Annotated in this window: 21 protein-coding genes; 14 read left to right on the top strand and 7 right to left on the bottom strand. The window is 39.8% G+C overall.

The window, feature by feature from the left end; genetic code table 11:
- Positions 1-4 precede the first annotated feature (4 nt).
- The 3 genes from GQR39_RS11670 to GQR39_RS11680 form a co-directional block, all read right to left on the bottom strand.
- Entirely contained in the window at positions 5-2188 is a 2184-nt protein-coding gene (locus GQR39_RS11670; RefSeq protein WP_206007838.1) for a YHYH protein, read from the bottom strand.
- 229 nt (positions 2189-2417) lie between these two features.
- A complete protein-coding gene (locus tag GQR39_RS11675) occupies positions 2418-2918 on the bottom strand; it encodes a YgjP-like metallopeptidase domain-containing protein (protein WP_165735697.1) in 501 nt (166 codons plus the stop codon).
- A gap of 27 nt (positions 2919-2945) precedes the next feature.
- Complete coding sequence (locus tag GQR39_RS11680; protein WP_165735698.1) at positions 2946-3794, bottom strand: DUF72 domain-containing protein; 849 nt, start codon at positions 3792-3794, stop codon at positions 2946-2948.
- A 247-nt stretch (positions 3795-4041) separates the two neighbouring features.
- On the opposite strand from GQR39_RS11680, the gene aspS reads away from it, so the two are divergent.
- The 3 genes from aspS (at position 4042) to GQR39_RS11695 (ending at position 6783) form a co-directional block, all read left to right on the top strand.
- Entirely contained in the window at positions 4042-5820 is a 1779-nt protein-coding gene (gene aspS, locus GQR39_RS11685) for an aspartate--tRNA ligase (RefSeq protein ID WP_024591308.1), read from the top strand.
- Positions 5821-5939: 119 nt separating this feature from the next.
- Positions 5940-6170, top strand: a complete 231-nt coding sequence (locus GQR39_RS11690; RefSeq protein ID WP_007586979.1) for a hypothetical protein — start codon at positions 5940-5942, stop codon at positions 6168-6170.
- Positions 6171-6186: 16 nt separating this feature from the next.
- The gene (locus tag GQR39_RS11695; protein WP_101163162.1) at positions 6187-6783 is read left to right on the top strand and encodes a pentapeptide repeat-containing protein; all 597 of its coding nucleotides are present in this window, start codon (positions 6187-6189) and stop codon (positions 6781-6783) included.
- A 72-nt stretch (positions 6784-6855) separates the two neighbouring features.
- Here GQR39_RS11695 and GQR39_RS11700 read toward each other — a convergent pair whose 3' ends face one another.
- Complete coding sequence (locus GQR39_RS11700) at positions 6856-7179, bottom strand: hypothetical protein (protein WP_010555318.1); 324 nt, start codon at positions 7177-7179, stop codon at positions 6856-6858.
- Between the two features lie 129 nt (positions 7180-7308).
- On the opposite strand from GQR39_RS11700, the gene GQR39_RS11705 reads away from it, so the two are divergent.
- Positions 7309-8079 (top strand): alpha/beta hydrolase, encoded by a 771-nt coding sequence (locus tag GQR39_RS11705; RefSeq protein WP_165722924.1) that lies wholly within the window; start codon positions 7309-7311, stop codon positions 8077-8079.
- A gap of 12 nt (positions 8080-8091) precedes the next feature.
- On the top strand, positions 8092-8610 hold the full coding sequence (locus tag GQR39_RS11710) for a hypothetical protein (protein WP_165735699.1): 519 nt from the start codon (positions 8092-8094) through the stop codon (positions 8608-8610).
- A gap of 60 nt (positions 8611-8670) precedes the next feature.
- Here GQR39_RS11710 and GQR39_RS11715 read toward each other — a convergent pair whose 3' ends face one another.
- A complete protein-coding gene (locus GQR39_RS11715; protein ID WP_007586983.1) occupies positions 8671-9873 on the bottom strand; it encodes a bifunctional alpha/beta hydrolase/OsmC family protein in 1203 nt (400 codons plus the stop codon).
- Between the two features lie 528 nt (positions 9874-10401).
- On the opposite strand from GQR39_RS11715, the gene GQR39_RS11720 reads away from it, so the two are divergent.
- Together GQR39_RS11720 and GQR39_RS11725 are read left to right on the top strand one after the other, a co-directional pair.
- The gene (locus GQR39_RS11720; RefSeq protein WP_165735700.1) at positions 10402-11241 is read left to right on the top strand and encodes an isopenicillin N synthase family oxygenase; all 840 of its coding nucleotides are present in this window, start codon (positions 10402-10404) and stop codon (positions 11239-11241) included.
- 200 nt (positions 11242-11441) lie between these two features.
- Positions 11442-12836, top strand: a complete 1395-nt coding sequence (locus GQR39_RS11725; protein WP_007377987.1) for a DEAD/DEAH box helicase — start codon at positions 11442-11444, stop codon at positions 12834-12836.
- A gap of 127 nt (positions 12837-12963) precedes the next feature.
- Here the strand turns inward: GQR39_RS11725 and GQR39_RS11730 are convergent, their stop codons facing one another.
- The gene (locus GQR39_RS11730) at positions 12964-13707 is read right to left on the bottom strand and encodes a DUF3307 domain-containing protein (RefSeq protein WP_165735701.1); all 744 of its coding nucleotides are present in this window, start codon (positions 13705-13707) and stop codon (positions 12964-12966) included.
- On the bottom strand, positions 13707-14330 hold the full coding sequence (locus GQR39_RS11735) for a hypothetical protein (RefSeq protein WP_010555313.1): 624 nt from the start codon (positions 14328-14330) through the stop codon (positions 13707-13709). The genes GQR39_RS11730 and GQR39_RS11735 overlap by 1 nt, the downstream gene beginning before the upstream one ends.
- A 150-nt stretch (positions 14331-14480) precedes the next feature.
- Here GQR39_RS11735 and GQR39_RS11740 point away from each other — a divergent pair, with 150 nt between their 5' ends.
- The 7 genes from GQR39_RS11740 (at position 14481) to GQR39_RS11770 (ending at position 20516) form a co-directional block, all read left to right on the top strand.
- Positions 14481-14984, top strand: a complete 504-nt coding sequence (locus tag GQR39_RS11740) for an NYN domain-containing protein (protein WP_024594121.1) — start codon at positions 14481-14483, stop codon at positions 14982-14984.
- A gap of 174 nt (positions 14985-15158) precedes the next feature.
- Positions 15159-16079, top strand: coding sequence for an NAD(+) diphosphatase (gene nudC / locus GQR39_RS11745; RefSeq protein WP_007586996.1), 921 nt, complete (start codon positions 15159-15161; stop codon positions 16077-16079).
- Between the two features lie 9 nt (positions 16080-16088).
- Positions 16089-17270 (top strand): cystathionine beta-lyase, encoded by a 1182-nt coding sequence (locus tag GQR39_RS11750; protein WP_024608065.1) that lies wholly within the window; start codon positions 16089-16091, stop codon positions 17268-17270.
- A gap of 143 nt (positions 17271-17413) precedes the next feature.
- Positions 17414-18241, top strand: a complete 828-nt coding sequence (locus GQR39_RS11755; protein ID WP_165735702.1) for an ABC transporter permease subunit — start codon at positions 17414-17416, stop codon at positions 18239-18241.
- Complete coding sequence (locus tag GQR39_RS11760; RefSeq protein ID WP_024594118.1) at positions 18238-19146, top strand: ABC transporter ATP-binding protein; 909 nt, start codon at positions 18238-18240, stop codon at positions 19144-19146. Before GQR39_RS11755 ends, GQR39_RS11760 begins: the two co-directional genes overlap by 4 nt.
- Positions 19146-19520 carry a PH domain-containing protein gene (locus GQR39_RS11765; protein ID WP_008172599.1) on the top strand — a complete coding sequence of 125 codons (375 nt, stop codon included), beginning with the start codon at positions 19146-19148 and terminating at the stop codon, positions 19518-19520. The genes GQR39_RS11760 and GQR39_RS11765 overlap by 1 nt, the downstream gene beginning before the upstream one ends.
- Before the next feature lie 201 nt (positions 19521-19721).
- On the top strand, positions 19722-20516 hold the full coding sequence (locus GQR39_RS11770) for a putative porin (RefSeq protein ID WP_165735703.1): 795 nt from the start codon (positions 19722-19724) through the stop codon (positions 20514-20516).
- The last annotated feature ends 92 nt before the right edge of the window (positions 20517-20608 follow it).

Below are 20608 nucleotides of genomic sequence, written 5' to 3' on the forward strand. Positions count from 1 at the left end.
TTGTTTATTGAGGTTGCTCAATAGTTGCTTTACAAATAAGGGTGTTGTCGGTTTCTAAGTCTTCGCCCCATATGAATTTTGCGTTTTCATCCCAGTTAATATCGTCGTAACCGTCTTTTGGTCCTACATCGGCAAAGTTGTGCTCTACTGCATTAGCCCAGTTTGCGTTATCAAAGTTACTTTGTAGCCAGTTAGTTGGCGCTTCTTTTGACATAAACGTACAAACCCCTTCGCCTGCGACAGGGTTTGATTCGCTTTCGCATAATTTGTTAAGCGGCGCTTTGTGAAGTATTTCGCATTTAAAGCTTTGATCGCTTACGGCAACTACTTTATTTGTATCGGTGTCGGTAAGTTGCATAATAAAACCGCCATCACCCATTTGCTGATTTTTAGCACCGATGTATTCAAGCCCAGTGTTGTTTTGCTTAAAGTCTTTAATTATTAAATTAAGCTCAATAGGGTAGTTTGCAGAAAACGTAATGCTTTCGGCATTAAATGAACGCTCTGTAGTTATAGGCACAGAATCTTCAACAAGTAACTGCTCGCCTATGTAGGCTGTAAACCAGTTATCAGCCCATGCTTCTAGCTTTAAGTTATGCTTGCCTGTAATGGCAGAATTTGTATTTTGCTTAGTGACTGTAGGAGTAAGGTGATTTGGTTGCGGACCTCTACAAAATGTACCTGTTTGAACTTTGCCACCATTACTGATAGTTTTTTGTTTAAAGCTATAGCAGTCTTTTCCCTGTGATGCAGGGCTGTAGGTAGTAAAGTAGCTTTCGCCTTTGTATGAGTAGCTCATTGTACGGCTGCCGTTTTCAGAGATTGTGTGCGTTAAGTTTTCAACGCCTCCTTGTGGCGGGCGCAAGGAGGCTCTTATACCTTGAGTATCGCCACTAAGTGGTGACACTCTTGGTAATTTTGCGGTATCTACTTCACCTACTAAGCACTGAATAATATACGGCGGCGTAGCTGATGTTTGGTAGCGATAGCCAAATGTGTCGTCGGCTTGCCCATTACATACATCAAGGTCACTTTTGGCAATTGCACTGCCGTCTGGGTTTTTACTGCCATACAGCGGGTAACCATCGTAAGCCCAACCAATAATGGCATCGCTTGATTGGTTTTTCATTGTGTCAATCATACACGTTGGCGATACATGGTAATGGTAGTCATCACCTCGTCCTGCGTGTCCGCCGCATATATCTAACTGTCCGAGTGCTAACGTGTCGTGTTTCTCATCGTAGCTATTTACGTCCAATTCGCCTTGCGAAGAATAGTCGTATATTGGTACGCCATTAACGGCAACACCTACGGCTGCATCAATTGTAGTAATTGCTTTTGCTTTTTTAGGATTTAGCTTTATAGGTGCGGCGTAGCCTTTAGCTGGAACGGGTATTTGCTCGTTAGTACCTGTAATACCAGTCATTACTTCATGATCAGGATAAGTAGATGAGGCAATATAAGCATATTGTTCGTCGCACGTAACAGATACGCTTTTATCAAACCCTGCATTACTTACTGATTGTGTAATAGCATCGCAACGAGGTGATTTTACGTTAGCGGTTAAATATGATTTATCAGGCTTTGGTTGCTCATTTGGTTTTGGTCTTGCATTAGGTTTGTGCTCGGCGCTATTAGCGCTTCGCGAGTATTTAACCGTCATACTTGCAGTATCGAGAGTAATATCTTTTACAACGGCGAGTAATGCTGAGCGATCTACTTTTGTATCGCTATTAAAGGTAACCGGTGCAGATAACGCGTACACAGTATAAGTATAGCTTTTTTCACCCGGACCTTTAGAGCAAGGCGGCGCGTATTGGTTTAAATCGTTTACGCTATTAGAGCCTACTTCACCGAGAGTTTCGCCCGCTTTAATTTGTGTTTTATCGGCGGTAACATTGTACATGGTCCAATACCAATGCATTCCCTCTGGCGCTTTATGATCCATAATTAACGCATAATATTTGGTTGTGTCAGGTGCACCGCTCCAGTTAAGTGGGGGGCTAATGCTTTGCCCATCGCACGTATAAGTAATAGGCAAGTTACCGCCATCACTTACTTTTGAGCTGGTTAGAGTAAAATCATTGAGTTTTGATTGTTCAAGCGATTGGCTGTTTTGCTCGTTGCAGGCAATTAAGGTTACACAGCACAGTGCACTGAGTAAAAAGGCATGGGTATTTTTCATCATTTAAAACTCCAAAGATAAAGAGTACATAGAAAGAATTAGCTATTAAGAGTGTAGTTCTCAAATGTAGGGCAATTATGTAGTTTTAAATTTTTTTGTTTTATTAAGGACAGGCGTTAAGTTGTGAGCTGCTTACGTGGATAAAAGACTGGGTATGAACGCTTGGTTATGGAAGGAAATATTAACTTAAGCATGGGCGTTATTTTCACTCAGTTAAACAACGGTAAAATCCTTATTTTAAATAAGGATTTTCTCCCATTGCGACGACAACACAAAAAATTCTTAAATCTAACTCTAGCTGGTGATAACTCGGCTCCATATGGCAGCAAAGTTGATAAAAGCTTTTGTTGTGATCTTTTTCTTTAAAGTGGGCGAGCTCATGTACCACTAACGTTTTTAATAATGGCTCGGGAGCGCGGAGCAAGTCGCTGTTTATCGCTAAATCGTGTTTGCGGGTTTTACCTTGCATTCGATACGTATGTGTACCAAGTGCATTAGTAACCATGTCACCTTGCTTTTTAAATGCTGCACGACCAAATGGTGGCGCATTTTTTAAATACTGTTTTTTAAGCTCGGTTGCATAGCTATAAAGTAGTTTATCGCTAGTAATGGTATGTGCTTGCGGGTACTTTTTAAGTAAGTAGTCACGTACCCTTTTGTTATTTATAAGGCTTAATACTTGCTCAACAATGTTAGCTGGGTAGCCGGTAAAGTAACGTGCGTATTCACTCATTATTATTATTTCTCTGTCGTTTTACTTTTAAAAAAGTGCTTGCTGGTGGGCTTCTTTTTCGCCAGTAAATGGGTTTAATGCTTTGTGATCATAACCAAGGTCCTTACAAAACTGGCGAGCTAATAACGGTGCTTCTCGGTTATCTGCTGTATGAAGAAACACATAAGGCGTTTTTCCTTCATCAAGCCATTGTTTTACTTTACTTAGCCACGGTTTATAAAAGGGTTTAAAGTCATTTTGTAAACCGGCTATTACAAAGCGCGCCATAGGCTCTGTGCCAGTAGCTATTGCATGTACCGGTAAGTGGGGCTTTTTTTGCTGTGCATCTATTAGCGCTTCGGTTGTTGGTTTTACCGCAAATAGGGCGCGAGTATCCATCGATATGCGATTTATGTTGTTTGCCATTAATAATTGGTTAAGCGCTATTTCGGCTTCACCCTTTTGAAAAAACGCAGTATGACGTACCTCTACGCCGTAATTAACCTCTTTTGGTAATAGGCTAATAAATTGGGCGAGTTTGGGTAAGTCACCAGGACCAAATGCTTTAGGTAATTGCAGCATGATCTGCCCAGTTTTTTCTAAAATAGGGGTAAACAAGTTAAGCCAATCAGTAAGCTCGGTTTGAACATTAGTTAGGTGCAGCTCGTGGCTAAAGCGACGATTAAACTTAAAAGTAAATTTAAAATCGTCGGGAACGCTATTTGCCCAGCGTAACACGGTGCTTGGCGATGGATCGGCGTAAAAGCTGGTATTGCCTTCAACTGAATTAAAATGCTGAGCGTATTGGCTAAGCATATCGGCGTTTTTACATTGGCTTGAAAATAAATTGCCTTTCCATGCATTGCTCGACCACTGCGGGCATCCAATATATAACATACAAACTAGCGCCTTATTATAAAGTGGCGATAGTGTAGCAAATAACAAAACGAGCTGCTGTAAATTCAGGGGTAAAAGCGGCACACGCCCTAGCATCTTGATACTACTTGGGTATAATGCAGGGCTTAATTTGATTATTTTTAGATTGCTAGCGGCTTTATTTGTATTGTGGTGACCTGTTTTTTAAATCACACGCCTTAAAACAAATAAGTTTAGCCGTTTAAGCCTTTTATCTGACAGGAAAACTATGCGCTCTATATATTGCGGACAGCTAAATAAAACTCACGTAGATCAAGAAGTTGAACTATGTGGCTGGATCAACAAACGACGTGACCTTGGTGGACTTATCTTTGTCGATTTACGCGATAGAGAAGGTTTAGTACAAGTTGTATTCGACTCTGACATTGAAGAGTTAATGAGTTCAGCTAACACACTTCGCCAAGAATTTTGTGTTCAGTTAAAAGGTATTGTTCGCGCACGCCCAGACAGCCAAGTAAATAAAGACATGGCAACAGGCGAGATCGAAATTTTAGGTAAAGAGCTTAATATTATTAACCGCTCTGAGCCATTACCGCTTGATTTTAACCAAGTAAACTCAGAGGAGCGTCGTTTAAAATACCGTTACCTAGATTTACGTCGTCTAGAAATGAGTGACCGTATTAAATTACGCGCTAAAGCAAGCAGCTTTGTTCGTCGCTTTTTAGATGAAAACGGCTTTTTAGACATCGAAACACCTGTACTTACTAAAGCAACGCCAGAAGGTGCGCGCGATTATTTAGTACCAAGCCGCGTTCACAAAGGTAGTTTTTACGCTTTACCACAGTCTCCACAGTTATTTAAGCAATTGTTGATGATGTCGGGTTTTGACCGTTACTACCAAATTGTTAAATGTTTCCGTGATGAAGATTTACGTGCCGATCGTCAACCAGAATTTACCCAAATAGATATAGAAACCTCGTTCATGAGTTCTGATCAAGTACGTGGTATGACTGAAAAAATGATCCGCGAGATGTGGCAAACATTGCTAAACGTTGATTTAGGCGATTTTCCAATCATGCCTTACAGCGAGGCAATGAGCCTTTACGGTTCTGATAAGCCAGATTTACGTAACCCAATGAAATTAGTTGATGTTGCAGATTTAGTTAAAGACGTAGAGTTTAATGTTTTCTCAGGTCCGGCTAACGACGAAAAAGGTCGCGTTGCTGTGTTAACTGTACCGGGTGGCGCTAAGCTTTCTCGTAAACAGCTTGACGATTACACTAAGTTTATTGGTATTTACGGCGCTAAAGGCATGGCGTGGATGAAAGTAAACGACCACACTGCGGGCGCTGAAGGCGTTCAATCACCAGTGGCTAAGTTTTTAAGCGAAGACGTAATTACTAAATTACTTGAGCGTACTAATGCACAGTCTGGCGATATCATTTTATTTGGTGCCGATAAGCGCAACACAGTAAATGAAGCAATGGGCGCACTGCGCGTTAAGATTGGTGTTGATTTAGAAATCACTAACCTTAATAGCTGGGCACCACTTTGGGTTGTAGACTTCCCAATGTTTGAAGAAGATGACGAAGGCACATTACATGCTGTACATCATCCATTCACTGCACCAAAAGACATTAACGCCAGTGAGCTTGAAGCAAACCCAGCAGCTGCTATTTCAGATGCCTACGATATGGTATTAAACGGCTACGAAGTTGGTGGCGGTTCGGTACGTATTCATAATGCAGATATGCAAGAAACTGCATTTAGAATTTTAGGTATTAACGAGCAAGAGCAACAAGACAAGTTTGGTTTTTTACTTGATGCACTTAAATACGGCACACCACCACATGCAGGTTTAGCATTTGGTCTTGACCGTTTAGCAATGCTTTTATGTGGTACAGATAACATTCGTGACGTTATTGCTTTCCCTAAAACAACACAAGCGTCGTGTTTATTAACCAACGCGCCAAGCAAACCTAACCTTGACTCGTTAGCTGAACTTGCAATAAGTGTTGTAGAAAAAGCGATACCTAACGAAGAGTAATCTTTGTTTCGCTTTTTTGAGCTAAATTTAAAAACCCTTAAGTTATATGCTTAAGGGTTTTTTTATGGTTAAATTTGCTGCAGAGTGTATTTTAAACGAACAGATGAAAAGGAATTATTATGTCGATCAATGCAACCTTATTTGGTGAGTTTTTAGTTTTTATTATTGTGCTGTGTATTCCTATTTTTGCTGTAATTAGCTATAAAATAGGTAAGCGTAAAAGTACTATGCCGGGTGTTTTAGCTTTTGTGGGTGGCTGTTTAGCGCTATTTCCACTATTTGCTTTGATTTTTATTGCAGTGCTTGCGCTTAAAAAAGATTTACCTAAAAGTAATGGCTACACGGGTTAAATTTAATAGGTGAATTGTGTTGTTAAGTAACAATAACCAGTATTTTGATGAGCAATTTAATGCTTTGCAGTACGCAGAGCAGCTAACTGAAAACTCTGAGTTTGAAGAATGTATATTTATCGATTGCGACTTTTCAGGCGGGCAGTTTAAAAATTGCCGATTTATAGAATGTAGTTTTAAAAACTGTAATTTATCGTCACTAAAATGGAACTACAGCTCGCTTGAAAATGTAAGTTTTAGCCACTGTAAATTAAATAGTTTGCAATGGGCTGATGTAGATTGGCCAGCGCTTAGTATTAACGCACCGGTGAGTTTTAATTATTGCGAGCTCAGTAATAGTTCTTTTTTTGAATTAACCCTCAAAGCCCTCAAACTAACACACTGCTTTGCCAAAAATGTTGATTTTAGACACGCTGATTTAAGCGGTAGTGAATTTACAGGAACAGATTTTCGCGATAGTGAGTTTTTTCAAACTAACTTAACAAAATGTGATTTTGTAGGTGCTACAGCGTTTAATATAGATTTGAATAATAATATTTTAGCGAATGCTAAGTTTGATCGCTTCGAAGCACTTAATTTGCTTACCAGCCTTAATATAGAATTGTGTGATTAATTTAGTTTAATATGATTACATATCTAGAAGCGACAGCTTGGCTGGGCTTCTAGATACTGCGTGACTGGGTAATTAACGGCTTGGGCCATTTTTATTACGTGCACTGGCAAGCTGTCTTGCGATTTCTAATAACGCAGGTGAAATATCTTCAGCGCCATCTTTAATTAGTTTTGTAACGTCACCTGACGAAAACAAACCGTCACGCGGTGATTTAATACCTAACTCACGAACAAAATCCTTCGTTTTACCTGTGCTGCCTGTTTCAATAAACTTAAAAATAATACGTTCATTGTTGTTTTTAGCAGGTGCTTTTAGTGTTTCGATTTCGTCATGTATTGCAGTTAATTTGTCTTCTAGGATTTCTATACGTTCTTGAATGCTATTGTATGATTTCATTTATTGGATCTTTTACTAAATATATTTAAACAATGGCGGCTATTATCGCATAGTTTGACAATAGAGAATGCAAAGCTATAAAGTAAAAGTTATTTTTAATTAAAAACAATAATTTATATAAATTTAAATATGCAAAAAACACTTAAAAAGCTTTTTATATTAAGCGCACTAGCTCTAAGTACATCAGTTATAAGCACATCAGTAATAGGCGCAACAAGCTATGCAAACGATGGCGTTATAACTGATGAAAGCCGCAATCGCACTATTCCTATCAATATTACATTACCAAGTAACAATGCTAAGTGTACAGCTCAAGTAAAATGCTCTGTAGCGTTTATTAATGCGGGCTACGGGATTAGCCATAACGAATACACGTTTGCTAGTAATGTGTTTAATCAGCGTGGATACTTAACAGTAGCCGTTGCACATAAATTAAAAACCGACCCTGACCTTAATCGTGAGCAGCCTTACTTAACAACACGTATGGAAAATTGGCACCGTGGCGTAGTAACGCTTAAGTTTTTAGTTAATGAGCTATCGAGTAAATACCCAGCGTACGACTTTACAAAACTCACCTTATTTGGGCATTCTAATGGCGGTGATATTTCCGCATTATATGGCTCTATTTATCCAAACGAAGTTAGCACTATTATTACGCTCGATCATCGCCGCATGTTGATCCCGCGCAATAAAAACATTCGCGTACTTACACTTCGCGGTAGTGATTACCCAGCTGATGCGAATGTGTTGTTAAACGATTCAGAGCTGGATGCGTTTCCTGTTACACAAACACTAATAGAAAAATCGCGCCATAACGATATGTACGATGGTGGACCAAAATGGCTGGTGGATAGAATGAGTAAAGAAGTAGGGGCGTTTTTAGATACTAATAAGCTTTAGGAACGAGTAACAATGGAATTATATGAGCAAGTAGGCCGTAAATTTGTAACTGGCATTTATACTTGTGATCTCAAAGGTTCAATTTGGACAGAAGCTTTTAAATTTATATTAAGATCATATGACGAGTTACATATTAAAAAAGATAAAGTTCATCTTATTTGGACTGAGAACGGAGGGCAATTAAGGCGTAAGCTTTCAAATGATAAACTCTTACTCAGTGTCTTAAAGTTGACTCTTCCAAAATACACCGGGAAAGCATTGGTACTATATCGTGGTGAGTGCCAATTTTTATATGATCAAAATAAGATTGGTTTCTGTTGGACTCCTTTGCAAAGTGTTGCAGAGATGTTTGGTAGTGGTCTAAACGCAATTGAATCAGGAGGTGTTCTCTTAAAAGCTTATGCCTCAGAGTCCGCAATTCTCTCATCACCGAATAAGCACAGTACTGAGCAGGTGGAAGAATTTGAGTATACGTGTGATCCTACAGCTTTGGTTAATATTGAAGCTATACAATTTTTTAATAAATTTTAATCAATCTTATATTTAAAAGCATAGCGCAGTGTTAGCTGCGCTATATTAATTTTATGGTAGTTACTCTACCAGTTCACTAACAATAACAGGGTTATTATGTAGTGTTTTATGCACAGGGCATTTGTCGGCTATTTCGAGTAAACGCTGGCGTTGTGGCTCTGTTAAGTCGCCACGTAAGGTGATTTTACGGGTAATGGCTTCAAGGTTACCTGTTTGCTCACAATCGTCGCAATCTTTGTTGTAATCGCGAGTGTGATCAAGCTCTACTTTTACATGTTCCAGTGGTAAGTTTTTACGTGTAGCGTACATACGCAGTGTCATGGCCGTACAGGCACCAAGCCCCGCTAATAAGTGATGATACGGATCAGGACCTAAGTTTTTACCACCTACTTTTATTGGCTCATCTGCAAGCCAAGTATGATCTTTTGTACTTACGTGCTGAGTAAATACATGGTCTTTTTCTTCAACGAGTACATTGCCACCCGTTAAACTTGCCGTGTATTTAGTTTTGTCGTACTTAACATAACGGTTTGCCCACGTTGCAATTATTTGTGCAGCGTAGTCGGCATCGTTTTTATTAGTAAGTAAGTGATCGGCGTTATCTAGGCTAATAAAGCTTTTAGGATGCTTGGCTGATGCATAAATTTTTTCAGCTTCACTAATATTTACCGTCGCATCAATAGGGGAGTGCATTACTAATAATGCGCGCTTAAGTTTACTTATGTGGCTTTTATCGTACTTGGCTATATCGTCAATAAATTGCTTTTTAATGGTAAATTCACGGCCGGCTAAGTTTACTTTAGCTTCACCTGCTGCGTTAATTTCATCAAGGTGTGCTTCAAAATTATGCGCTACGTGCTGCGCATCTGACGGTGCACCAATGGTTGTAATAGCCGATACTTCAGGAATATGCTCCGCAGCAGCAAGAACGGCAGCCCCGCCTAAACTGTGCCCAATGAGTAGTTGCGGCGCCGCAAAATGCTCACGTAAATGATTTGCCGCAGATACTAAATCTTGAATGTTTGATGAAAAGTTACTGTTAGCAAAGTCGCCATCGCTATTACCTAAACCGGTAAAGTCGAAACGTAGTACGGCAATGCCTTGTTGTGTTAAAGCTCGGCTAATACGAGTGGCTGCTGCAATGTCTTTACCGCAGGTAAAGCAGTGTGCAAATAGCGCGTAAAACTTAACGTCACCAGAGGGAAGTTCAAGTTGGCCGGCAAGTTCTAAATCGCCGCTTTTAAAAGATACTTTTTGTCGCATGGGGAGCCTTATTTACACAAATAAAATATATTAGGGCGTGTTGACCGTTGTGGATTGAAATTTGTTCAATCTAGGGGCGATTAAATCGCGGCGCGAGGTTTGTAACCTAGTGGACTAAGTAAAAACCGAGCAACAAAGAGTTAATCGTCCCTAGAAAGAACCCAAAGGGTAGCGCATGTTTGGCATTTATGCTGCGTTATCGCCTATTTATGGGGAACAACCACACATCACAGGCTCTGCCTTGCTTAAATACCAAACAGTCTGCTACAAATTCACCCACCAAAGGTCAGCACGCCCTAGTAGACCATATATAAGCACTAAACCTTGCAAATTCAACGTTTTTTTATAAGTTGATCTTGATCAAGCCAAGTGGCGGTGACTATGCTTTGCGGACATATGTCCTTATGTTTTTGAGGTCATTTGTCTATCCTCGCATAGCGCTATAATGAAGGCTTTGCTACTTTATATAAGTAATTTAGCACTATTAAAAGCAACTCACTTCACACAACCTATTCACTGGAACGTACAATGCAATTACCTACTGTTGATTATAAAGCTCCCGATGCGGCTGCACAATTTGTTGAATCGTTAAGAAATACTGGATTTGGCGTTTTAAAAAACCACCCAATCCCACAGTCTTTAGTTGAGTCTATTTACAAAAATTGGCAAGACTTTTTTAACTCAGAGCAAAAGCACGACTTTTTATTCTCTAAAGACACTCAAGACGGTTACTTTCCGCCTTCAGTATCTGAAGTAGCGAAAGGCTTTACAATAAAAGACATTAAAGAGTACTTCCATGTGTACCCTAAAGGTCGCGTTCCTGCCCAGCTTGAAGCTGATGTACGTGAATACTACCGTTTAGCAAGTGAATTTGCTGGCACATTGTTAAGCTGGGTTCAGGCTGAATCTCCGGCTGATGTACGTGCTAAGTTTTCGATTGATTTAAAAGACATGATTGCAGGCTCTGAGCAAACATTGTTACGTATCCTACATTATCCGCCTATGACGGGTGATGAAGAGCCAGGTGCTATTCGCGCAGCAGCTCACGGCGATATTAATTTATTGACTGTATTGCCAGCTTCTAATGAGCCTGGTTTACAAGTTCAAAAAACAGATGGCGGTTGGTTAGACGTGCCATGTGATTTTGGCAGCTTAATTATTAATATTGGCGACATGCTACAAGAAGCGTCGGGCGGGTATTTCCCATCGACAATTCACCGTGTAATTAACCCAACGGGCAAAGCATCTACTAAATCGCGTATATCACTGCCGTTATTTTTACACCCGCATCCAGATGTTGTGCTTTCAGAGCGCTACACGGCAGATAGCTACTTGCAAGAACGCCTGCGTGAGTTAGGTGTTAAGTAACTCTTATACTTAGAGTAATTAAGTATAAATATAAAACGGCTTATGGCCGTTTTTTGCATTTTTAAGCAACTTGAGCACAGGTTTAATTTTATTAAGCTATGCTCAATTGCTCGCAACGTAAATAATGGCATGCATTCTTAGCTACTACAGGTATAATGCGCGCAACTGGCTAACGTAGCCTAATTTAAAAGAGAGTTTATATGAGTTTTGAAGGTTTAGGTTTATCACAGTCTTTGGTTAATGCGGTTTTAGAAAAGGGCTATGAAACGCCAACGCCGATTCAGGCTCAAGCAATTCCTGCAATTATTGAACGCCGTGATGTTATGGCAGCAGCGCAAACAGGTACAGGTAAAACAGCGGGTTTTACATTACCACTTATTGAGCGTTTGTCGTCAGGCCCTAAAGCTAAAAGTAACCACGTACGTGCACTTATTTTAACGCCTACACGTGAGCTTGCTTTGCAAGTAAGCGAAAACGTTGAAGAGTACGCTAAGCATTCGGATGTGAGCTCATTTGTAGTTTACGGTGGCGTTAAAATTAACCCACAAATGCAGCGTCTTCGTAAAGGTGTTGATATTTTAGTAGCAACGCCGGGTCGTTTAATCGACTTACATAATCAAAATGCAGTTAAATTTGATAGCGTTGAAGTGCTTGTACTCGATGAAGCTGACCGCATGTTAGACATGGGCTTTATTCACGACATTAAACGCTTAATTGCTAAAATGCCTGCTAAACGTCAAAACTTGATGTTTTCGGCTACATTTTCTGACGAAATTCGTGCATTAGCAAAAGGGTTAATTAATGACCCTGTTGAAATTTCAGTTGCTGCAAAAAATACTACTGCAAAAAGTGTTACTCAGTGTGTTTATGCGGTAGATAAAACACGTAAAACAGCATTGCTAAGCCACTTAATTCGTACTAACGATTGGCAACAAGTATTAGTGTTTAGCCGCACAAAGCACGGTGCTAACCGCTTAGTTAAACAACTAGAGCGCGATGACATTGTAGGCGCGGCTATCCATGGTAATAAATCACAAGGCGCACGTGTTAAAGCACTTGATGGTTTTAAAAGTGGTGAAGTACGCGTACTAGTAGCAACAGACATTGTTGCACGTGGTTTAGACATTGTTGAATTACCGCATGTTGTTAACTACGACTTACCAAATGTATATGAAGATTACGTTCACCGTATTGGCCGTACAGGCCGTGCCGGTGCGTCGGGTCATGCGATTTCGTTTGTAACAACAGAAGATGCTGTTGATTTATACGGTATTGAGCGCTTTATTGGTGAGCTTATCCCACGTGCTGAAGAAGACGGTTTTGAGCCTATTAACCCAGTAGCAGAGCGCGCATTAGATGCTCGCCCACTGCCGTCTAAAAAGCCTAAGAAAAAGCAGCCTTTCAATAAGCCTAAATCTGATAGCAGCAAGCCTAACAGTAAAAAGCCAAATAATGGTGGTAATGGTACCGGCCCACGCCGTGGTGGTTCTAAAAAGCCAGCTGCTAAAACAGATGACAGCGCGCAAAACCCATGGGCAAAGCGTGAATCTGTTGGCGGTAGTGGCCAACGCCGTCGTCGCACAAATAACGATTAATGATCATATTGGCGTTTAATTAATTTAGAACTTGGTTAAAGGCTGATACAAAAAACGCGCTCTCTTCTTTTGAATAAATAGAAGCAGCGCGTTTTTTATTGCCTGTAATTTGTACTTACTGTATTGCCTACCTGATTAAATAGTTAATACCCAAGCCGACAAATAAAGTAACACTTACGCTAAGTAGTGTGCCGAGCATAACGTACTCGGTAAGTTTTTTATCTTTGCTTGCACTTAAATCACCAAACCTAAATACCGACTTTGCCGCAAGTAAAAAGCCAAGCCCTGCAAATTGGTCAAGCAATATAAAGCTCAGCATAAGTACGCGCTCAAGCATACCTATGCTTTGCCCTGCAAATGGTAAGCTACCAGTACTTGAAAAGTTACTTGTTAAACGCTCTAACATCATTCTTATAAATACGGCGCTAGGACTTAAAATAATTAAATAACCGCATACCACCCACAGTATTTTGGGATCAGTGAGCATATTATTAATTGCTGCCATAAAGCTATTGTTATCAGTTAGCCAAATACTGAGCGCAATAATAACGAGTATGTGCGCTATTTGATCAAGTAAAAAAGGCACCACGCCTTTATTAGAATACGATTTAGCTATATCAATAAAGTAATGGCTCAGCATAATGCTCGCCGTGGCAATTAAAACACTGCTTAGTTGTTGCCACCCGAATGTGTATTCCCACACGGTAATAATGAGTGCACTTGTTACACCATGCACAAGTACATGAAAATAAAGCTTACTGGCTTTAAAGTGACGGGTGTTTCTGTCGTTTACCCAACTCATAGGTTGCCAGTAAAAATCAGCGAGTAAGTGGCCAATAATAAGCGCGACCAGTAAAAGTGAAAACTGCATTATTCACCTCCTTTAATTATATTTTTTATAACGTGTTGTGTGTGTTTAATAAAGCGTTCTATAAGTTGGTAGTGCGCTAAATTTAGTAGTTTTGTTACATTTTCGCGACTTGTTTTAAGCTCTTTAGCCAGTGCCGCGTGGCTGTTGTCTGATGATGTTAAATAGACATACAGGGCATTTGCTTGTTTTTGCGTGATTTTAGTGAGTAATACGTCGGCAAAGGCTAAATTAAGATTTAAGCTTTCATCAAGCTGCTGCTCATTAATATTAAAAACAAAGCGTTGATTACCTATTTTATCAAGGCCTTGCCCCGAAAGGGTAAAAGCAGAACCGGTTGCTGTTTTTATATCGCTGCGTGGGTTATCTATTTGCCCAAGTGCCAAGCTTTGCCGTAGCTCATAACCTGACGATTTAAGGTGTAAATATACAAGTATGGCATTTTTAAAAAGGAGCTCAGGATTATTAACTTGTAACTGAAAGGCATCGCCTCGGTATATATTCCAAAGTGTTTGCTCCCCCGAAATGTTTCGCAAACTTTGCTCTAGTTGATAAAGCATGGCATCGTATTGCTGCTTAGGGATTGTTTGCGATTTAATAATATCGCCGCTGATCACACCAATCATAAAAATCTCAAAATGGTTACTTTTTAATATGTAACCAATATTGGTTACATAAGGGTATGTAACTAATTTAGGTTACTTAAATATAAATTGCAAGGTACACTTATTTTATAACGTTACTTTTATTGCTATTAATCCTCACTAGGACACTAAATGACTTTACAAAACGAGCAGCAAAGCACGAAACCACGCGTAGGTATTTTTGTTGATGTGCAAAATATTTATTACACGTGCCGCGAGAGTTACGGAAAAAACTTTGACTACAATGCGTTTTGGCGGGTAATGCAGGCGCAATACAATATTGAGTGTGCTTTTGCGTACGCTATTTATCGAGGTGATGAAAAGCAGAATCAGTTTCAAAATATTTTGCGTGCGATTGGTTTTGACGTAAAGCTAAAGCCATTTATTCAACGCCGTGATGGAAGTGCTAAAGGCGATTGGGATGTAGGTATAACAATAGACATGTTAGAGCAGGGTAAAAATCTTGATAAGGTTATTTTGCTCTCTGGCGATGGTGACTTTGCTTTGTTACTTGGGCATTTAAAAAATCAATATAATGTACCGTGCGATGTATACGGTGCTGACCGGTTAACCGCTGAGGTATTAAAACAAAGCGCAGAGCAATTTCATTTAATTGATAATACTTTGCTCCTTTAACAGTAAAAAATAGTTAAAAAAGTGCAAGCTAAGTGCCTGCAACATGAGAGATTTTAATACAAAGCCGTAATAGATGAATTAAGCCTTATATAGGCTTTTTTTATTACTGTAATCAATTGGGTTTGCTAAATGATTATGGTAATTTTAAAGCATAACGAGTTACCAAGGACTTACATGCTTCATTATAGCAACATGCCACTAGACAGAGGCTCAAATTTTCGTAAAGACCCATCGTGGCTTAAAGCGCAAATGTCGGCGCAAAGTAAATGGGTTTTAGTTAAAAATAATCAAACCCTATTTATTAAAGATACCCCTAAAGTAAGCTATTTAACGTATCAACAAGTGGCGCATTTAGATTTAACGAGTGCTATTTTTGTTGGTTTAAATAATGCTAAACATGGTGTGTTTGCATTGGATGTATCTGATCTGGATGAAAGCGTACTTACGCCTTTAATAGAGGGCGCTCAATTTTTTGATATTCGCCAATATGGGCCTCAAGTAACCATTAAATATGCCTCAATAGCCGCACTTGCAAGAGGTTTATGTTATTGGCATGCCACGCACCGTTTTTGTGGGCGCTGCGGTAGTAAAAACCGTTCAGTGGAAGCAGGGCATTCTCGTGTATGTGAAAACGAAAACTGTAAGCATCCTACATTCCCGCGTACCGATCCTGCGGTAATTATGGTGGTTACTAAAGTCTTTGCTGACGGAGTAGAACGCTGTTTATTAGGTCGCCAAGCCGCGTGGCCCACCGGTATGTATTCGTCGCTTGCTGGGTTTGTAGACCCAGGGGAGACACTGGAACAAGCTGTTGCGCGTGAAGTTAAAGAAGAGGCAGGTATAGAGGTTGATAACGTACGTTATGTTGCATCTCAGCCATGGCCGTTCCCATCGTCCATTATGCTTGGTTTTTTTGCAGAGGCGACATCTGAGGAAATTAACGTAGATAAAGAAGAGCTAGACGATGCAAAATGGTTTAGTCGTGAAGACTTAGAGCAATTTGGTAATTGGCACGAAGAAGGGGAGCATTTAAAGCTGCCTAGAACCGACTCTATTTCTCGTTATTTAATTGAGCATTGGCGCACAAACCCTTAAGGATTAACAATGTCGAGTAAAAGTAATAAAAACACTCAGCTGGTATCATCAGGGCGCAAAAAAGCCTATACACATGGCGTAGTAAATCCCGTTGTACAGCGTGCATCTACCATTGTATTTGATACTGTAGCAGATTTAAAAGAAGCGGCTAAAACCCGTGGCGATAAAACGTTATTTTATGGGCGCCGGGGCACAACAACACACTTTGCACTACAAGAAGCGATTACAGAACTTGAAGGCGGCGAAGGCTGTGCACTATACCCTTGTGGCGCAGCGGCGATTAGCCAAGTATTTTTATCGTTTTTAAAAACCGGTGATCATATTTTAATGGTTGATAACGTGTACGAACCAACTCGCGATTTTTGCGATAAAATTTTAGTGGGACTGGGCATTACAACAACCTACTACCCGCCAACCATTGGCGCAGGTATTAAAGACTACATTCAGCCAAATACTAAAGTGTTGTTTTTAGAATCTCCAGGTTCTATTACGATGGAAGTGCAAGATGTGCCTGCTATGGTAAAAGTAGCCAATGAGCATAGCGTAATGACCATACTTGATAATACCTACGGCAACGGTTTGCATTATCGTCCGCTTGAGCACGGTGTTGATATTAGTATTCAGGCTGCAACGAAGTATATTGTCGGCCATTCGGACGTGATGATGGGGGTGGCTGTTGCTAATAAAAAGTACTGGCCAACCTTGCGCGAAAACTCGTACTTACTAGGGCAATGTACCAGTGCCGATGATGCGTATTTAGCGCTTAGAGGCCTGCGTACAATGGGTGTGCGTTTAAATCAACATGAAAAAGCAGCAATAGAAGTAGCTAAATGGCTTGAACAACATGAGCTTGTTGATCATATTCGCCACCCTGCATTTGAAACCTGCCCAGGGCATGAGTTTTTTAAACGTGATTTTGATGGCAGTAATGGGTTGTTTTCATTTGTGATGAAAACCGGTAATCAAAAAGCGATTGATGCATTTTTAGATAGCCTTGAGCATATTAAAATGGGCTTTTCGTGGGGCGGTTTTGAAAGTTTAGTAACCGCTAATTTAACTATGAAAGGGCTGCGTTCAAATACAGGTTGGGATTTAGGCCCGGTTATTCGCTTGCATATTGGTCTTGAAGATGTTGAAGATTTAATTAGCGATTTAAGCCAAGCACTTGAGGTTTATAAGCAGCATTTATAATTTATATCGCAATTTATGCTGTTACATTTAAATGTATTGTTACAAAGCTCACCATAGGTGGGCTTTTTTTTGCTGGTAATTCAAGGTGTTTACACTTAGTGTGGATAAATACACAGAAAATAAAAAGTCATTAAGGATAGTCAATGGCAACACCATTACCGATAAACGTAGGGCGATTAACGCAAATAGCGGGATTTGAGCTTGTACGTATGTTTTTAACTAAACGTGGACTTATTGCATTAGCTGCCTTTGCATTGGTGTGGCTAATAATACTACGCTACCCAATAGGGCAGGCAGTAGGCATTGTAAGTGCGCCCGATTTTGAGCAAATAGCCCGTGATATATCAGGTTCTATTGGTTTAAGTAAATTATTGGATTGGCCTGAGGCCGAATTTGCTATGTACTGGTTAATAGCCCTGTATAGCTTTCCCGTTTTTGGTTTATTTATTTGTAGCGACCAAACGGTAGGCGATAGAGAGCGCGGCACACTAAGGTTTTTATCACTGCGCTCCACTCGCTTTGAAATACTGTTTGGTCGTTTTTTAGGACAATTAGCGGTATTAGCCTGCTTAGTGGGCATTACTCTTGTGGCTACGCTTGCTGTACTAGGGTTTAGAGATCCAAGTTTACTGGCTGGTGGTTTTGCCCGTGCGCTTTCTATATTTTTAATATTAGTGATTACTCTGTGTCCATTTGTAGCACTTATGACGTTAATAAATACCTTTGCTCGCTCATCGCGTTTATCTATTGTATTGGCAATTTTATATTTTGCAGCAGGCGGTATTGTAGTTGGTATATTGCAATGGCAAATACCCGCATTGGGCTTGCTTGATTATTTATTTCCGGGTGTGCAAATAGAGTTATTAGCGGGGCAAAATTTACCATTATTAAGCGCTGTGGCTATTCCCCTTGTGCAAACTGCGGTGTTACTAATCGTCGCTCAACGTATTTTTGCAAGGAGCTCACTATGAGACCATTGATTACAGCCAGCGGTTTGAGTAAGTCGTATGGTGCAAAACTTGCGCTTAATAATGTGGACTTTGAGATTAATAAAGGTGCGCCAGTGGCGCTTGTTGGGCCAAATGGTGCGGGTAAAACCACCTTATTTAGTTTGTTGTGCGGCTATATAGCGCCAAGTAAAGGCAGCCTTGAAATATTAGGGCATAAGCCAGGGAGCGCTGCTTTATTCAATAAAGTAAGTGCATTACCGCAAGACGCGCAACTTGACCCTCGTTTTAATATAGATAAGCAACTCGCTTTTTATGCAAAACTGCAAGGTATGGATGCTAAGCAAAGCCAAACTGAGGCGCTACGTGTACTTGACTTGGTTGGCTTAAAAGAAATTGCAAAGCAGCGTGCGGGGGACTTATCGCACGGTATGCGCAAGCGCGTTACGATAGCGCAAGCACTTATTGGCGCGCCACAAATTGTAATGCTTGATGAAGCAACCGCAGGGCTTGATCCGATTCATGCCAGAGAAGTACGTGAGCTAGTATCTGAATTAAGTGAGCAGGCTACATTTATTTTAAGCTCTCACGATTTAACTGAGCTTGAGCGACTATGCTCACAGGTACTTCATTTAGATAAAGGCGTACTAAGCGAGCATCAAACAAAAACAAATAATACCGATAAACACTTTTATACATTAATGCTAAGCGAAGCTTATCAAAATGTTGAGCAACAGCTTCAAGCAATTGCAGGGGTGAGCCGAGTGTATATGAGCCAGCATAAAGAATATGTTGTTGAGTATCAACCAACGAGCGATCCACTTGATATTGCACTACTGAATTTTTGTCATCAACAACACTGGCAGTACAGGCAGTTAGTTAATGGTCACACATTAGAGAATCAAATATTTAAACAGGAGAAAGTATAATGGGTTTACTTAGCGGACTTATGGGTAATGCAAGCGAAGTTGACGATTCTGATTTAGAGAAAATCCTCGCCAATACATTAATTGAGGGTGAGCAAGTAGAAAAAGCATATAAAGTAGTACGTGATATGTTTATTTTTACTAATAAGCGCTTAATCTTAATTGATAAGCAAGGTATGACCGGCTCTAAAATGGAAATGGTGAGTATTGCTTACTCTAAAATTACCAAGTTTAGTAAAGAAAGTGCAGGCCATTTTGACTTAGATGCCGAGCTAAAAATATGGGTTGGCTCAGATCCAACACCAATTAGTAAAGAGTTTAAGTCTGGCGATAACATTAACGATGTTTATCGTATTATTAGCCAACACGCGCTTTAAGCTGCTGTACATGTTTTAAGTAGTTGTTGACTAGGTGTTGCAACTACTTTAATTTTACAGTTTACCACACTTCCTTACAATTAACTTAATAAATACAACTGGTTAGTTAAGTTTTCATTCAGTTTCCTAACGTTAGCATGTGCCTCGACTTTAGCAATACAGCTAGAGCATAAAAAGCAATGTACATAGGGAAGTCTTACAATGAAAAAATTAGCAGTTATTATTTCGAGCATTTTATTATCTAGCACTGCGGCTGCTGCAGACAGCTACAATTCAATTAGTAACCTAAGCTATAAAAATAGCGATAACAACGACACCGTTGCTATAGATTCTATTTACTACTTATCTCCTAAAAAAACTTTAGGTCCGTACGATCAGTTTGAATACATCAATAAACAAACTAACGTATATGGTGGCTACGCTGATGACGACTTTGGCGATTTAACATCAGTTGGTGGTGAATACTTCATTAATGAATTTGTTGTTGGCGCATCTTACGAGAATACAGACCTAGATTCAGGTTCTAACAGTGAGCTTTATAAACTGACGGGTGGTTACTTTTTCAACCCTGATTTACTTGCAAAAGTAACACTAGTTGAAAACAAAGACGGCGATGATTACGCATTATTTGATTTAGCTTACAACTACATGCTAAACAGCACAGATTACGTAGGTGTTACACTTACATCAGACGACGATTTTGATTACCGTGCAGTAGCTGCTAAATACTTTATTGATTTACAGCAAGGTAACTACCTTACTTTTGAAGGTAAATACGAAAGCATTGATGATGCCCAAAACCAATGGGTAGCAGAAACTAACTACTACTTTTCAAAGGCAACATCTGTATTTGCTAACTACAACAAGCAAGACACTTACAGCTTTGGTGCTCAACACTTCATCAATAAAAATATTGGTGTAAAGGTGGGTTACGAAAACAACGCTGATGATTCTGATAACGATGCGTACTTTGCTAACATGCGTTTTCAGTTTTAATTAAGTCCCGTACTTAGTTAATACAAAAGTAATATTAAAAAGCCCGCTAAATTTAGCGGGCTTTGTCGTTTTAAATGTTTGAGCTTTTAACT

The sequence above is a fragment of the Pseudoalteromonas sp. C8 genome (assembly GCF_011378685.1).
Taxonomy (GTDB): Bacteria; Pseudomonadota; Gammaproteobacteria; order Enterobacterales; family Alteromonadaceae; genus Pseudoalteromonas; species Pseudoalteromonas arctica.